This is a genomic window from Paraeggerthella hominis (assembly GCF_021044775.1).
Lineage (GTDB): Bacteria > Actinomycetota > Coriobacteriia > Coriobacteriales > Eggerthellaceae > Paraeggerthella > Paraeggerthella hominis.
The window spans coordinates 93,629-108,816 of record NZ_JAJNOQ010000010.1 but is presented as its reverse complement, the minus strand read 5'-3'; the positions used below and the strand labels follow the sequence as shown (position 1 = coordinate 108,816).

Genomic DNA, 15,188 nt, shown 5'->3' with positions numbered 1-15,188 from the left:
GAGGCGGGGATCACCCGGTCCCATTCCGAACCCGGAAGTTAAGACCGCCATCGCCGAAAGTACTGCAGCGCAAGGCTGTGGGAGGATAGGACGTCGCGCTCGCGCAGGGCGCTCGGCGTTTCCGCCGAGGGCGGGAGGGCCCCGGAGCCGGGAGAGGCTCCGGGGCCCTCTTCGCGTTCGGGGGGCGGCAGAGGCTTCGATCTTCCCTGCGATGCTCTGGGTACGGTGGGATTCGTCATGCGCGAGCTTACGCTGTTAGCGCGCTTGGCTGATTTCCGTCGCTTCCAATTGGGCGCTGTTGCCGTGAGGCTCGTTTTACGAGATTGTGTACGTGCGCTCTGGGAACCAATCGCTGCCTGCGTCATCGGCTCAGCTCAGAAGCCTGTCCATGCGGGGGTCGCACACCCACTTCGACGAAATAGAGACAGCCTTTCGCAAAGACGACTGCAGTTTTGAGGTCTTGAGGGCCACGTATTCCGAGCGCACAGGGGAACGTTGGGAGGATACGGACTTCGTGTCGTTTGGCCTTGCCAAATCTGACGGATTTCTCACCAACGCCGGCGTCTTGCTTGCTGATCAGCCTGTCTTGCGTCAGAATCGCGTGTTCTGCACGCGTTGGAACGGGCTGGATAAGGCGAAAGCCGACGGCGAGGTCCTCGACGACCATGAGTACTCTGGATGTCTCGTCAGGCTGCTGCGTGAGGCCATGGACTTCGTTGGCCGGCATAACCGCGTTGCTTGGGCGAAGACGGACGACGATCGCATCGAGACGCCGAGCTATGTTATGCGCGCGGTGGAAGAAGCGATCGTCAACGCGCTGATCCACCGCCAATACGAGATCGGCGGTGCCGAGGTCACGGCGTTCGTCTACGATGACCGCTTGGAGATCACGTCGCCCGGCAGTAAGGTTGACGGGGCCCTGCCAGAAGACGCCGATCTCGGTGCCGTCGAGAGCATTCGCAGGAATCCCGTGATAGCCGACTTGTTTCAACGGATGCGTTTCATGGAGCGCAAGGGGAGCGGCCTCAAGCTCATTCGGGAGCGCACTGCGCTCGCCCCGAACTACGAAGAACGGTTTATTCCGCAGTTCATCGACAACGGCAGGTTCTTCAAGGTGGTGCTTTGGAACATGAATCGCGACTCAGCACCTGATACCCCCCAAGATACCCCCCAAGATACCCCCCCAAGTTGCAGCCGTGCGGGAAGCGCTTGGGAACAGTGAAATGAGCCTCGCGGAGCTGATGAGCAGGATGGGTCTGACGGACCGTAAGAACTTCAGGGAAGCCTACTTGAAGCCGGCTTTGGACTCCGGACTGGTCGAGATGACCTTACCCGACAAGCCTTCGAGCAGAAACCAGCGCTATAGGGCGATAAGCTAGAGCTTTCGCTTCCGGGTTTATCGGGCGCTGAGCCTGTTGCTGTCCGGAGTCCCTGAAACCTTGATCGCCTTCATCTTCGTGATCTTCAACGGGGTCCACTGCTTGCGACTGCCGTGCAGTTTGCGTTTTGTGTAAAGGCGAAGTTGATGGTCGCTGATTCACGCCCTCTGGCCGACGAGCTCTGGCGCAGGGTGTTGCTCGTTCTCCCACACCAGCTTCGGCTTCCTCAAGCGTAGACTGCTTTGAGCCAGGATGCCTGACCCTTCTCCGCGGCCTCTATGCGAGCGACCGTGATCTGTGCCGCATCCCCATATTGATGCCTCGTCAGGTTTTTCTTACTCAGCTGAACGTACTCAGCAGGTTTTTATTGGAACTCGCTTCTACCCCTCACGAGAAACCCGAGCAACCCCGAACAACACCCGAGAAGCTCGAATCCGTTCTGGTGTCGGTTCAATCAGTAATTCAACCAAAAGCCATTATAATAATGGACACATGTCGAATTTGACGTCGGTGCTGGATAGAGCTCGCTTGGAAATGATACGATGGCGGTGTGGATCGGTACTCTGCAATTAGGATACCGAGCGCATCGTATTGAGAAGCCGTACGGTTTTGCATGTGATAGCTTATGCGGGCGAGTGCCTGCGTAAGCTATCTTGCTTTGATGATTGTACGGCGAAGGAAGGGATTTGGCCTTGCAAAGTATGTCGGTCATTGTGACGGTTTACAATCAGCCACTCGAGGCGGTTCTGGCTACGTTGAGATCCATTATCTATCAGCAAAATGTTGAACCGGAAATACTTGTAGCAGACGATTGCTCGGATGATTTCTTTGAGCAAGATATTAGAGACTTTTTTGCGTGTAACGGCTATAAGAACTATCGGATAATCCAGGCCAATGAGAATGTGCAGACCGTGCGCAATATTCTCAGAGCGTTGCGGCAAGCGGAGGGTGCGTACGTCAAGGTTATCGGCGCTGGAGATTTGCTCTACGATAAGACAACGCTAGAGAGTCTGCTTGCATGGAGTCACCAGCATGAGGTAAAAGCGGGGTTTGGAAAAATTCTGAGATTCGAGCACCGGGACGACTGCTGTCAAGTCTCTGAATACAACGCGCCGCTTAACGCAGGAGACTACGCGTTTGACCGGCAGCGAGATGGACGAACGCTTCTGAAGCGACAATTGGTGCGCGGAGATTGGATTCCGGCAGGTGCGCAGTTCTTCGAAAAGGAGCTTTTTGTAATGCTTCTTGAGCGGTTGAGCGCTTACGGGGTGCGCTATTGCGAGGATTTTGCCGCCACGCTTGCTTTGGAATTATCGGATGTGGCGTTTTACCCCGCGCCGGTTGAATGGTACGAATGGGGGGTGGGCATTTCCACGGGCGACAGCAAGAAGTCGCGCGAGCGATTGTATCGAGATCATGATTGCCTGTATAAAGCCTTGGCTCGCGAAAAGCCCCTCGGGCTGTCCCTTGTTTTCCCCAAGGCACTATTCGGTATTAAAAAATTTATCGCTCTTAGTACACCATGGTACTCATTTTTCCGCAAAAGATTAGTGGAATCCTATGCGCGCCAGCAATGCGATGATGTCTCTGTGAGTCCAAACGATTTTCTCCGCCGTTGTCTGCCTGATGCGTAGAGACAGTCTTGTCGGTGGTTGCGCAGGCGTCGAAGGAAAGGTTCTGTATGTACTTTTATGACAATTACTATTCGCTCTCAGAATTTGTCAAACTTGGTTATTCGTTCGTGATGACGCGCCTGTGGTATCGGGACGCTACGTTGATTCGACGTCCGTTTTATGTGCGCGGCGGAGTGCGTATGAAGTATGGGAAAGGTTTCACTACGGGTTATAACTGCCGCATTGAAGTGTTCGGAGACAAAGGGGATCGAAGCAGGAAGCTTTTTATTGGGGAAAATGTGCACATTGGTGATAACGTGCACATTGCTGCGGCGGAGCGAGTGAGTATTGGGGATAACTGCTTGTTCGCGTCCAAGATATTCATCAGCGATCTTGACCATGGTATCTATACGGGATCCTCTCCCTCTTTACCGACTTCCGATCCGAATACACGTGATTTAGTAACATCTCCCGTGAGCATCGGGGAGAATGTGTGGTTGGGCGAGAATGTCTGCATTCTGAAAGGCGTCTCCATCGGTGACGGTTGTATTGTTGGTGCGAACTCAGTTGTAACAAAAAGCATCCCAGCGCATTCGATAGCCGTGGGATCTCCAGCGCGGGTGATTAAGCGCTTCGATGAGGTTGCGGGAGTTTGGAAGGCGACTTCGTGAGCAGGCATCCCTTAAGCATTAAGGCCAACGTGCTTTGGAATTCGATAGGAAATATCGTATACCTATTCTCCCAGTGGCTACTCACCTATTTCGTTGTGCGCGTGCTGGGATACGAAGAGGCGGGCGTTTTTTCTCTGGCGATTACTGTCGGAGGCTCCCTAGTTTCCATTGCTTTGTATTCGATAAGAAATTACCAGGTATCTGATATTGAAGGGCGATTCTCTAGCGGTACCTACCTTGTGACGCGCGTGCTGACATCTGCGCTTGCGCTGCTTGTGTGCGCGGTATTTGTTCTGGCTAATGGCTATGAGCCTATGACGGCTTTGTGCGTGGTTACGTATATGCTGTTCAAGATATCAGAAGCGTGGTCGGATGTTTATCAGGGGATGCTGCAAAAGAACATGAGACTGGACTACGTCGGTCGATCTTTTATAGTAAAGGGAATTGTCGAGCCGATAGTTTTCTTTGTGCTCTTAGTGACTACCGACACGCTGCTCTTTGCGGTTCTTGGGCTCTGCGTGACTTCGTTTTTGATTGTTGCTTTCTATGATCGCCGTCTGGCGTCTTCGGTGACATTAGACGCTTCGTCTTGGTCTTCCTTTGCGTGCGTAAAGTCATTGCTCAAGACGTGCTTGCCATTGGCTATGTTCGGCTTGCTTTTCAACACGATGGGTCAGGCTCCGAGGTATTTCCTCGAGGCTCAGATAGGGACTACAGCTTTGGGGGTATACGCTTCAGTTGCTATGCCTGTTGTGATCGTTCAGGTTTCTGCTAGTTTTATATTTGCGCCCTTGACGACACCTCTGGCTGAGCATTTGCAGGCGGGTGATATTGGGAGGTTTCACAAACTAATAGGAAAAGTGCTTCTTGTTCTGGGGTCTTTGTCGGTTGTCTCAATTGTGGGATTCATGCTTTGGGGCGATTGGCTTCTCGCACTTTTGTTTGGAGATTCTATCGACGGTTATCAATTCTTGCTTATGCCGTTGGTGGTGTGCTCGATCCTCGTTGCCCTTGCATGGTTTCTTTCGACGGTGTTGGTAGTCGTCCGGAAGCTTGGCGCTTTGCTAGCGGTGAGCGTACTTTCGTTCGCCATTGTATTAACTGGCAGCGTGCCGCTTATCCAGTTGTGCGGAATGAATGGGGCTAGCTTCGTGTTCATCGCTGCGTTGATCTTTTTTATCATGGGCAGCGCTGGGATTTTATGGAGGGATTATCGAGGGCGAGTGTTGTCCTCGGCTGAGCCTGTTTGAGAGTGCAGCCGCGTGGTGTGGTGGACTCAAAATGATGGGCGTTGTGGGGGCGGAAGGTGGAATGCCGCTATATGTTATGGAATAATTTGACAAGGTTAAAACTAAGGCGATTGCGACGCAGGAGCGTACCAATGCAAAGAAATACCCGATTCGCAAAAATGTGCTCGATAACTCTAGCTGTTTTGCTTAGCGCGCAGCTTTTCGTTGCATCCGCCCTGCCTGCGTTCGCGATCTCTGAGTCTCAGGGATCAGAGGTGTTTCCCCAATCCGATCCTTCCACTTCCGTCCATGATGTTTTTCCGAAGGCTAAAGAGGACGATCGGCAAGGTGCTTCTTCGAATCCAGATAATGGGGATCTTTCTCGGAATTTAGAGCAGAGTCCTTCGGCTTCCAAGGAGGCACTTCCTGTACCGGGTGCAGATGGGCCCGTTTCTCCTACTGATGCATCAACCCATCTTGACATCTCTATGGAAGATCTTCTGACGAAAGAAGAGATCGATGCTGCGTACGGGCGAGCTATGCTGCGGAGTGCTCAAGATTATTCAAGCAGAACCTTTGCGGATGTTCTTCTGTTTGCTGAGCAGTATCTTGGGTTGCCCTATGTATGGGGCGGTAAAAATCCGAGTCGCGATGGCGGATTCGATTGTTCGGGATACGTGAACTGGGTTTATAATCAGGTTTGCGGCCTAGGAATCAATTCGGATTACACTAATGCAGCGTCGCTGTACTACAACTGGTGCACTCCTATATCCGAGAGCGAAGCGCGACCGGGTGACATCGTGTTCTTTACGGGTACGTATGGCAGTGATCTTAATTACATATCTCACGTGGGAATATACTGCGGCAATGGGATTATGATCAACGCAGGTGATCCTATTGGTTATGATCCGGTTTCTTCGGTCAAAAATGTTCAAGGTCAAGAGGCCAAACGCCTTTATGGTCGCTTGGTTACACTCCAAAATACGGTTCTTGATTTTACGTTGGCGAAGGTGCAGATAGCTGATCAGCCTTATACGGGCGCGGCTCTTACTCCTCGTCCAGCTGTGATTGTGGCTGGTTCCGTTCTGAACGAAGGAACGGATTACACGCTGAGCTATGCAAATAATGTTCAGGTAGGGCGGGCTCAGGTGACTGTAACGGGGATGGGGATCTATGCGGGACAGGCTCTTACGCGGTCGTTTGACATCTTTGTTCCTGGAGCGGTGACGGATGGAGTGTATGAGATTGGCTCGCGACTTCCGTCCGGACGCGTGGTCGACGTGGTCGGAGGCTCCGTTGCCTCGGGCGCAGGGATTCAGTTGTACGATGCCAACCAAACCGAAGCCCAGTTGTTTCGTATTGCGAGGCAGCAAAATGGTTACTATACAATTATGAATTCCAAGTCGGGGCAATACCTTACAGTGTCGAACACGGGAGGGAATCTTCGGGCAGGAACGGAGATTGTGCAACGGCCCTACCAGTCTGGGGCTAAATCACAGGAGTGGGTGATTAAAGCGAACGGGGGTGGCTTTGCTATCGCATCTGCGGCAGACTCTTCGCTTGTGTTTGATGTGGAGGGTGGCTCCGATGCCAACGGAGCACCTGTGAGATTGTGGGACGCAAACGGCACTCCTGCCCAGACCTGGTGCTTTAATCGCGCTCAGGACATGAGGGATAAGCTTGACGCGCTGGCTAAGGACAACGCCGGCATGATCGCGGACGGGACGTATCAGATGTCTTCAGGAGTCAACGGCGGGTTTGCCCTCGATGTGTACGGGGGGAGCAAGGAGGACCTTGCGAACGTGTGGCTCTTTTCCGCTAACGGCACGCCTGCTCAGACCTGGCGGGTAAGCCACGACGAGGCTGGGTATCTGACGATCGTCAATGAGGGATCGGGCAAGGCGCTTGACGTGTACGGCGGGAGCGGCGTTGCCGGTACGAACGTCGTGCAATACGCACCGAACGGATCGTGGGCCCAGAAGTGGGTGGCGGTCAAGCAAGGTTCAGGCTACAAGCTTGTCTCCGCTCTCAACGATTCGCTCGTGCTTGATCTGTACGGGGGCAATGCGACTAACCAGAATAACATCTGGCTCCACTCCGCAAACGGCACTCCTGCCCAGACCTGGTGCTTCAATCGCGCTCAGGACATGAGGGACAGGCTTGACGCGCTGGCTAAGGACAACGCCGGCATGATCGCGGACGGGACGTATCAGATGTCTTCAGGAGTCAACGGCGGGTTTGCCCTCGATGTGTACGGGGGGAGCAAGGAGGACCTTGCGAACGTGTGGCTCTTTTCCGCTAACGGCACGCCTGCTCAGACCTGGCGGGTAAGCCACGACGAGGCTGGGTATCTGACGATCGTCAATGAGGGATCGGGCAAGGCGCTTGACGTGTACGGCGGGAGCGGCGTTGCCGGTACGAACGTCGTGCAATACGCACCGAACGGATCGTGGGCCCAGAAGTGGGTGGCGGTCAAGCAAGGTTCAGGCTACAAGCTTGTCTCCGCTCTCAACGATTCGCTCGTGCTTGATCTGTACGGGGGCAATGCGACTAACCAGAATAACATCTGGCTCCACTCCGCAAACGGCACTCCTGCCCAGACCTGGATTTTTGATATACCGGGTTGTCAGGAAATTGTTCCTTCAGGATATTACACGATTCATGCCGCTTTGAATCCTCTCTATCAGCTTGATATGCACGGGGCGTCTCTTGAGGATGGGGCGAAAGCATGGCTCTACAGCGGAAACGATACTCTGGCTCAGCTGTTTCAGCTCGAGTGGACGGCCGGATATTATACTGTCACCAATGTGAATTCGGGCAAGAAGCTGGGTGTGGTAAGTTCTGGGGAACTACAGCAATCGAGTAAGCCAGAAAGCGATGCAAGTAGGTTCGTAATACGTTCGAATGCGGATGGCTCGTATATGTTGCTAAACCGGGCGACAAAGAGGGCTATGACGGTGCTGGCAGGCGTTGCGGCTAGTACGGGTGCAGTGGGTGACGCCGTTGCTACGGGTTCGATCTCGCAAAAGTGGATTCTGAAGCAGTCTGCGACAAATGTTCATCATCAGTCTTATGGAATAACGCTCGCAAAGATGGCCGCTTTGAACGGAGTTTCACCTGAAACCATCAATCCAAATTCGCATGCGTACGGGACGCGGGCGTATTATCAGTTTGCTGATCTGCGAAAGTATCAGGGAGATATTACTGTCGAGCAGATGAATCGCTTTATTTCCAGCACATCTTCTGGACGTAGTGGAGTGTTTGCGGGGAAGGGAGCTGCTATTTTGGCTGCTGCGAAAAGTGCTGACATCAACGAGATGTACCTTCTTAGTCATATGGTAACGGAGACGGGTTGGGGTACGTCTCTTATGGCTCAGGGGAAGTACTTTGAGGCGGGCACTGCTACGATTAAACTTAATGGCCTCTATTTCAGCAAAGAGGCTCCTGCGGGACGTTATTATAACTTCATTGGGTGGGGAGCCTACGACGGTAGGCCTGATACTGCTTATGATTTCGCTCGCTATTACGGTTGGAATAGTATTGAAAACGCTCTGAATGGAGCAGCTCAACAGCTGGCGCGAAACTACATATACAGCGGGCAAAGCACGTTGTATGACATGAGGTGGAATCCCGCCTATTCTGATAAATACGGCGGTATTGGACATCAGTATGCCACTGATCCCAACTGGGCAAGGACTATTAGCTCCATCATGGGCCAAGGATATGACTATATTGGCGTAAAGCCAAGAGTTGAGTTTTTGGTGCCTCGATACGCTTCGTAGGTCGCATGATTGATTGTGGGAATGATCTGACTGTGGTCACTTTGCAAAGCAGTTGCAATAGACGCAGAAATTCTGCATTTCTCGAGGTGGGAGCAACGTTGAGAAGTGGGATAGGGTTTCCTTTTTTGCCGTTGGAGCGGCCTTCAGGCATACCGAAGCCTGCTTTAGATATACTCGGTTCACCCTGTCGGGAGCGGTGTAGTGCCTTGCTGCCGTCAGCCCTTCGTTTAGCCCACGAATGGTGCAGTGTGCATATGATCGCGATACGGCAATCGGTTCGGTAATCTCGCCCGCGTTGAGCAGCTTGCTGCCTGTCGTTTTCTCTTCGCGTTTGATCGGCAATCAGCACTTTTCCGTGCCATTGTCCTCGAACTAACCTGACGTATCTGCACTGTCAAACAAGCCTATGCAAAAACATAAGGTCATTTCGTTAATCTTTTTAGCTCGAGGGGCGATAATTGCCACCGAGCGCAGCTGCGGACAAGCGGGAGCACTGCCTGTGGCGCGAGGGTCAGACGAAGACGTCGGGAGTTGGGAACAACGGTTTGACCTGGCGGAAAAGACGGGGTTTTCAGATTCCACGATTCGTACCCGAGCTGGTGATTGCAGCCTCAAGGACGCGCACTACGAGGTGATTGCCAGGGTGCTGGGCGTGTCCGCGAACTACCTGCGGAAGCGCGACGGGTGCCGCGAGAGCGAGGTTGTCTACTTCCTCATGGAGGTGGAGGGCATGGACTTTCTGGGTCTGCCCTAATAGACTGCGTAATCTACGTGATTCCGGTTTAGGCGAATCCGGAGGATGGCGTCCAGGAATGGGTTGAGCGCGAGTGCGACTGGCGTTTCGAGAAGGTCAATAAAGAGGATCGCCTTCGCTGGAGGGCGTCCTGCGAGTCCGCAGGCGCGAGCAAGCGGAGCGCCGGCGGGGAAGCCAGCAGTCATTTCGATTGGGGCAAGGCCAAGATGAGTCTCGAGCGAATGAAGAGGGATGCAGCTCATGACGAAGCTTCTGATTGAGGAGGAGCGAGAAACGGTTCGCTCTATGCCGGAAGGCCGCAGCGCTAAGGAGAGGGTGGCGGAGGCGCGAAGAGGTTACCATCGGCGCTCGGCTCAAAGCTCTTTGACAGGAGTCTGAGCACCTAAAGAGATTAAGCTGTTCAAAATGGAGCGACCCATTAGTAAGCACTGTAAGTTGCTATCAAGCTCTTGTTATTTAAAATACCCGATATTTGAAGGAGGATCATGCCGGAACTGCTGCAGCAATCAGTCAACGGAAACGAGTTATTGGTCTTTGCGGTCGCTTTGTTTTTTTCCGCGAGTAGTGGTCAGAAAATGGAGCCCGGACAAAGAGTCGCGCTGGTGTATTTGTACTGCTTGATTGTCTCATATTTTAATTACATTGGTTTTTGTTCAATCGTTTTTGGATCCTTGATCGTGCTCTTCTTGATTTTTGAAGTGTTCAGCAGCGACGAGATGCTGGTGCATCTATTTTCATTCAAATATAAGTGCCTCGATTTTTTATACCGATTATTGTTAGAATTCTACGGAGCATTTTTCTACCTCATTCTTCTTTTCTCAGCAACCCCGCTTGTAAAGGAATCTGTTTTTGCCCAGATTGTCTTCCTGATATTCGTCGTTGCCTTGGCAGCGATCACCTCCAGGCGGCACTTTTCAACTAAACCGATATCGCGCATTATCGAGGAGCTTGAAGCATTGGGAGGAGATCCCGCAAGTTGCTCATTTGACGGCGAAGATGATCGGAAATTGCAGATTCTTATCTATATGGAAGACGAAAATTTTCTTAATAGAAATGAAAAGACCCATATAGTTACAGCAAGATACTTGGCTTCGAGGGTTTTTCTCCGTCAGAAAAGAGATAGGCTTGCGCTAGTCGGAAACAGTTTAAGCAGCTTCGACGCTCTTCGCCGCCATATCCGCGGCTATGGCACCATTGAGATGCAAATCATCAGGAATGTGGGGCTAGATTTCGGTTCTTATCGCCTGACGGCAAGGAGAAAACTGTTCGAGCTGATATTCACCCAAGCCGTGTTTAATAGCTATATCAATCACCTGAGCAAAAACTCGCAAGCAAGAAAGAACATCAAGAAATGGATTCTGCGCTGTTACCTGAACCTCGTCTCGATCAAAATCGACGATATCGTTCGCTATCCTGAGACAGGAAATTCAACCTTCCAACAACTGTTTAAAAGGGATTTCTCTGAATTGACGGAAGAAGAGTTTTTCGTTTGGTGTCTCGGTCTGCCGCATTATGAAAAAGGAGTCGGTAAATGCGCTATAGAGACCCACATCGACGCAGTCAGGCATTTCGGATTATGCCAAGAATCTATTAATGAGACGATAATCAGGCTAAGAACCAGGTGTGTCTAGTACCCCTTCTGTCAGTCTCCTTATCTGGTCGATTGCCAACTTTAGTGTAATTTCGGCAAGGTAAGTGCACAGTCTGATTTAGTGCAACTGATTTGTCGGAATGATCGTGGGTTTCTGATTCTTTTGGCAGGGCAGGTGCATTTTCTCGGTTTCGGGAGCGTGGTTTTAGACATGAAGAGGCGCCCCTGCTCTGGCCTGCGTCAGACTTAGTGCAAGGTTTCCGGGGTCCTTTTCTTCCTTCTCGCTTGTCTCGCTCGCGTGCTCGGTTTAGTTTTGGTTTCGGGCCTGTTTGTCTTTTAGCTTTTCGCTCACGCCGCTTGTCCTATCGACGTCGGCGGGGGCCGACGACGTCGATCCCCAGCCCTTCAAGCAGGCTTTCGGACGGGCTTAGCTTGGCAAGCGCCGCCGGGCTCGTGTTGCCTATCGAAAGCCATATGCTCGAGTTGGCGTGAGAGCAGATGTCCGACATGATTCGCTGGTCAAGGCAAAGTCCGTCGATGGACGTGCCCTTGGGCATGATCTTGTGTAGCTCGACGTGGTTTTTCTCAGCAGCCCCCTTCTGATCGAGGCGCTGGGGATTGGTGTAGTGGATATTGCGCCTTTTCCTGCCGTCCAGGAAGCGCTCGATGCTGAGGATGTCGTCGATCTCGCACCCCCTGTCGGTGAGCACCACCCCGAACAACTCTCGGAAGCGGCTCTCGCAAAGGTCGTCGATCCAGTTCGGGGCTGCGATGACGTGTGCCTTCCTTGTGCCCGAGCAGAACGTATGTCTGAAAGCACAAGGCGACGAAATGCAGCGTCAAAAGCACTTGTACATCCCCCTCCGCCCCCCTTCCACGCAGTCTATCTGCACGACCGTCGCCCGAATCCCCTCATCGAGGGCAGGGTAGTCGCTGTAGATCCTTCCCTCGTAGAAGCCCTCTTCATGGGGGTGCTTCTTGTTTCTCTCCTTGTACTTGACCTTCTTTCTCGGATCTATCTTGCGCGCCGCTATCGCCTCGGCTTCGACATCACGGTAAAACGATCTTTCCGAACAGGGATGCTCTGGATGGGTGACGAAGATATGGTGGACGAGCTGCCTCTTCGCCAGGCATTTCTTCATCGTCTTTCCCGAGCGTTCGATCTCGTGCCCGGTCATGTCGAGGCCCTCCCCGGACTCGACGAGCCGGGCGTCGGCCTTGGCTTGCGCCGCCTTCGCTGATTACGTGCAATGCCGAAGCGGGCAGGCGTAGCGCTCGTGGCAGCCGCTGCACACCCAAGGGGTCTTGGAAGTGTGCCTGCACCCGTTCCTCTCGTAGTCTTCGCGCAAGTTGTTGCAGCGCACCTTAGCGCGGATCGAACGCCTCTTCTTGCGGTCCGGGTCGCAGAGCTTCTTTCTCGAGCACGTCTTTCAGTGGATGCACCTGTTGTGGTTCGCCTTTCCGCCGCGGTGGCTGTCGTCGCGCCTGTTGCGGTTGAGCTCGCGCGACACCGTCGTGGCGGACACGTCGAGTTTTCCAGTCGTCTCGCAAGTCGGTCTTCCTTCCACAACCGAGTTCTCGATGGCGGTCCTGTCGCTTAGTTCCAAGTGCTTGTAGCCATGTCTCCGCCTGTCGTTCTTGGCGAGGCGCATGCGAAAAGGAAAGAGAATGATAGTTCGTCGGGTTCTTTGCGGCAAACCCTCGGGCCGGATGGCCCTCGGGTTTGCCGCGACCTTACGGCCTGTCAGACTTAGCGCAAAGTGTTTTGCACTCAAATTGGCACTCAACGAGTCACCTTGTTTTTCGGGCTAAGACCATCGAATGCATAGTGCCTATTGCCATTTGCGCTTATTGAGGCTAAAACGAAAATCGGTGACGAAAGCAGGTTGTGGGGCATCTTGCTCGAAACGCGCCTGCCCTTCGAGGCTCTTGCCGGCCTCTTGAGTCCGCGTTGTGTCAACATGCTCGAGTGGTTCGGTGACCTATGGGAGATCGTCGACGCAGGGGAAGCCGCCATGGACCGCGACCGGGGGAGTCGACAGGGGGGGATTGATAGTGTGTGGAAGGCGATAGCGGGCTCGACCAGGTTGTCCGAGTGCGTGGTCGGGGCGGAGAGCCCCGGGTCATGATGCCTGCAAGCGCATCAGAGAGGCTGCGACGGAAGCCGAGTCCCTCGACGTGCGCATAACTAGCGCTCGTGGACGACGATGTGTGCGGGGGCTCGCCTAACGTCCTGGGCGTCGGCCTGCGGACTGCATTCGAACTCGTCGTCATCAGTGTGGACATCGACGGCTTCCCGAACCGTTGCCACCCGGCATCCTGTTGAGGCGTGGCTCCGAGAGGCCGCTAGGCGGACGCCTCTTTATCGTCGGTCGGCTGTCTAGGCGCGGCGGCAAAAGGCTCAAGAATCTGTTCGTCTTCTTATGTAATCCCCTGGCTGGGGCAAGAAGCGCTTCGGCGACTACTGCCTCCGCTGCCGCGACACGGCATGTGCCACGGCGAGGTGCTGAAGGCGGTGATCGGGAAGATGATCGAGGCGATCTGCGTGATCGCGTCGGACGAAGTGTTTTTCTGAATCCTGCGGTGCTCCATCCAGGACGGCTTCACCAGGATCTCCCTGGGCCTCTTTTTGCACTCGATCAGCGCGGGATGGTCGAGCTGCAAGCAGTGGCTCTCGGGATCCACCCGCCGACCGGGGAAGATCAGCTCTTCGACCGCCTGCGCATCCATGGCGAAGGCGTCGTCGTAGGTGGTCGATGCTCTTTCAGCGCTTTCGCCGCTGCGGACGCGTCGCGCTTGCTGGCGTACAGCGCCCTGGCGACGTCCGCCTGGCTTGGTCCTCCCTTCGCAAGGGCCAGCGATCTTCTTGAACTTCGACATGGGCATCGCCCTCTCCGTGTCGGGCATCCCTGATCAGGTGCGTGTGAGGGCTCTATGCATGGCGAGGAGTGGTACCAACCGTACTGATTCGTGGCACCAAAAGAGCTGACCTCCAGCGTCAAACGGGGCTACTAGTCGCCGATACGGGGGCTAGTAGCCCCCGTATCGGCGAAATATAGAAATTCAGGTATTCAACCGGCGTTTAAGCGCGGCAATGCTGTTTTGTTTGAAACATGAGATGTCGTTTCAGGTCTTAAGATGCTGGTACAATACGGTTGCCAAATACGTTGATCTAGGAAGAAGCCATGTACTCAGCCGACAATCATACATTCGCCCTTTGTGCATACAAAGAGAGCCTCTTTCTTGAGGAGTGCCTTCAGTCTTTGACGAGCCAGGAAGTCGCTAGTCGTGTTCTGGTCGCAACGGCTACCCCTAATGATCATATTAAGAGTTTGTGCGAAGCGTATGCAGTTCCTCTATTCATTAATCCTTCTGAGCCGGGTATATCGTCCGATTGGAATTTCGCTATGTCATGCGCGAAAACCTCGTTGGTTACTATTGCTCATCAGGATGACGTATATGAGCCGCAGTATTCGAGGCGCATGTTGGATGCGGTTAATTCGTCAAAGAAGCCCCTTTTGTATTTTACAAACTATGGGGAGTTGCGCAATGGGGTCCAAGTGGATAGCAATGTCATTTTGAAGGTAAAGCGCGTCATGCTGTTTCCTCTTAGGAGCAAGATGTTCCGTGGTTCGCGTTTTGTACGGCGAAGGGTTTTGTCACTTGGGTCGGCAATTTGTTGTCCTTCGGTAACTATGGCCACCCAAAATTTGCCGGCGCCGATATTCTCTGATGAGCTGAAGTGCGATCTCGATTGGCAAGCATGGGAGCGATTGTCGCGGTTGGAGGGGGATTTTCTGTACGACTCCGCTATTATGATGCGCCATCGTATACACGAAGATTCGGAGACGACCGCTTCGATTCGAGATGATACAAGAACGAGGGAAGATCTGTATATGCTAGAGCACTTCTGGCCTAAGCCCATAGCTCAGCTTCTCGGAAAAGCTTATGCGTTTAGTCAGAAGAGCAATAAGTAACACAGGGGTGCTTCGTCTGTCTTTTTTGAAACGAAAGGCTAGCAAGCGTGCATTTCTTGGGTACGCTGTTGGAAGCGGTGATCGGTGCTGGTAGAGTGACCGAGAGAAATATTTGCGAGCAAAGGATATTATAGGTACGGTTATTGCTGCGGATGCAAGCGGTCGCATCGGCTGTGGGTTTCCGTACTTTTG

13 protein-coding genes and 1 rRNA gene are annotated in these 15,188 nt (G+C 53.2%); 10 read left to right on the top strand and 4 right to left on the bottom strand.

Annotated features, from left to right (window positions below):
- The 9 genes from rrf to LQE90_RS10610 form a co-directional block, all read left to right on the top strand.
- A 5S ribosomal RNA gene (gene rrf, locus LQE90_RS10640) occupies window positions 1–102 on the top strand; the annotation flags it as partial.
- A 412-nt stretch (window positions 103–514) separates the two neighbouring features.
- Window positions 515–1,222 carry an ATP-binding protein gene (locus tag LQE90_RS12535; RefSeq protein WP_216529710.1) on the top strand — a complete coding sequence of 236 codons (708 nt, stop codon included), beginning with the start codon at window positions 515–517 and terminating at the stop codon, window positions 1,220–1,222.
- 1 nt (window position 1,223) lies between these two features.
- The gene (locus tag LQE90_RS12530; RefSeq protein WP_369412411.1) at window positions 1,224–1,379 is read left to right on the top strand and encodes a Fic family protein; all 156 of its coding nucleotides are present in this window, start codon (window positions 1,224–1,226) and stop codon (window positions 1,377–1,379) included.
- 686 nt (window positions 1,380–2,065) lie between these two features.
- Window positions 2,066–3,013 carry a glycosyltransferase gene (locus LQE90_RS10630; RefSeq protein ID WP_216529709.1) on the top strand — a complete coding sequence of 316 codons (948 nt, stop codon included), beginning with the start codon at window positions 2,066–2,068 and terminating at the stop codon, window positions 3,011–3,013.
- Between the two features lie 47 nt (window positions 3,014–3,060).
- Window positions 3,061–3,663 carry a DapH/DapD/GlmU-related protein gene (locus LQE90_RS10625; protein ID WP_216529708.1) on the top strand — a complete coding sequence of 201 codons (603 nt, stop codon included), beginning with the start codon at window positions 3,061–3,063 and terminating at the stop codon, window positions 3,661–3,663.
- Window positions 3,660–4,913 carry a lipopolysaccharide biosynthesis protein gene (locus tag LQE90_RS10620; protein ID WP_216529707.1) on the top strand — a complete coding sequence of 418 codons (1,254 nt, stop codon included), beginning with the start codon at window positions 3,660–3,662 and terminating at the stop codon, window positions 4,911–4,913. The genes LQE90_RS10625 and LQE90_RS10620 overlap by 4 nt, the downstream gene beginning before the upstream one ends.
- A gap of 131 nt (window positions 4,914–5,044) precedes the next feature.
- Window positions 5,045–8,674: an RICIN domain-containing protein gene (locus LQE90_RS10615; RefSeq protein WP_216529706.1), complete on the top strand. Its 3,630-nt coding sequence runs from the start codon at window positions 5,045–5,047 to the stop codon at window positions 8,672–8,674.
- Between the two features lie 631 nt (window positions 8,675–9,305).
- Window positions 9,306–9,428, top strand: a complete 123-nt coding sequence (locus LQE90_RS12440) for a hypothetical protein (RefSeq protein ID WP_255713276.1) — start codon at window positions 9,306–9,308, stop codon at window positions 9,426–9,428.
- Between the two features lie 485 nt (window positions 9,429–9,913).
- Entirely contained in the window at window positions 9,914–11,059 is a 1,146-nt protein-coding gene (locus LQE90_RS10610) for a transglycosylase domain-containing protein (RefSeq protein WP_216529705.1), read from the top strand.
- Window positions 11,060–11,381: 322 nt separating this feature from the next.
- Here the strand turns inward: LQE90_RS10610 and LQE90_RS10605 are convergent, their stop codons facing one another.
- The 4 genes from LQE90_RS10605 to LQE90_RS10590 all read right to left on the bottom strand — a co-directional run bounded on the left by LQE90_RS10605 (window position 11,382) and on the right by LQE90_RS10590 (window position 13,905).
- On the bottom strand, window positions 11,382–11,741 hold the full coding sequence (locus LQE90_RS10605) for a hypothetical protein (RefSeq protein ID WP_231088296.1): 360 nt from the start codon (window positions 11,739–11,741) through the stop codon (window positions 11,382–11,384).
- A gap of 117 nt (window positions 11,742–11,858) precedes the next feature.
- Window positions 11,859–12,197: a hypothetical protein gene (locus LQE90_RS10600; RefSeq protein ID WP_216529703.1), complete on the bottom strand. Its 339-nt coding sequence runs from the start codon at window positions 12,195–12,197 to the stop codon at window positions 11,859–11,861.
- Window positions 12,198–12,449: 252 nt separating this feature from the next.
- Window positions 12,450–12,626 (bottom strand): helix-turn-helix domain-containing protein, encoded by a 177-nt coding sequence (locus tag LQE90_RS10595; RefSeq protein WP_216529702.1) that lies wholly within the window; start codon window positions 12,624–12,626, stop codon window positions 12,450–12,452.
- Between the two features lie 814 nt (window positions 12,627–13,440).
- On the bottom strand, window positions 13,441–13,905 hold the full coding sequence (locus LQE90_RS10590) for a hypothetical protein (RefSeq protein WP_216529701.1): 465 nt from the start codon (window positions 13,903–13,905) through the stop codon (window positions 13,441–13,443).
- Between the two features lie 299 nt (window positions 13,906–14,204).
- Between LQE90_RS10590 and LQE90_RS10585 the strand changes: the two genes are divergently transcribed.
- Entirely contained in the window at window positions 14,205–14,996 is a 792-nt protein-coding gene (locus LQE90_RS10585; RefSeq protein WP_216529700.1) for a glycosyltransferase family 2 protein, read from the top strand.
- Window positions 14,997–15,188 lie beyond the last annotated feature (192 nt).

Excerpts from the sequence above, each read along its gene's own strand:
- LQE90_RS10585 (WP_216529700.1), top strand. The coding sequence starts at position 14,205 with ATGTACTCAGCCGACAATCATACATTCGCCCTTTGTGCATACAAAGAG.
- LQE90_RS10610 (WP_216529705.1), top strand. The coding sequence starts at position 9,914 with ATGCCGGAACTGCTGCAGCAATCAGTCAACGGAAACGAGTTATTGGTC.
- LQE90_RS10590 (WP_216529701.1), bottom strand. The coding sequence starts at position 13,905 with ATGCCCATGTCGAAGTTCAAGAAGATCGCTGGCCCTTGCGAAGGGAGG.
- LQE90_RS10615 (WP_216529706.1), top strand. The coding sequence starts at position 5,045 with ATGCAAAGAAATACCCGATTCGCAAAAATGTGCTCGATAACTCTAGCT.
- LQE90_RS10600 (WP_216529703.1), bottom strand. The coding sequence starts at position 12,197 with ATGACCGGGCACGAGATCGAACGCTCGGGAAAGACGATGAAGAAATGC.
- LQE90_RS10625 (WP_216529708.1), top strand. The coding sequence starts at position 3,061 with ATGTACTTTTATGACAATTACTATTCGCTCTCAGAATTTGTCAAACTT.
- LQE90_RS12530 (WP_369412411.1), top strand. The coding sequence starts at position 1,224 with ATGAGCCTCGCGGAGCTGATGAGCAGGATGGGTCTGACGGACCGTAAG.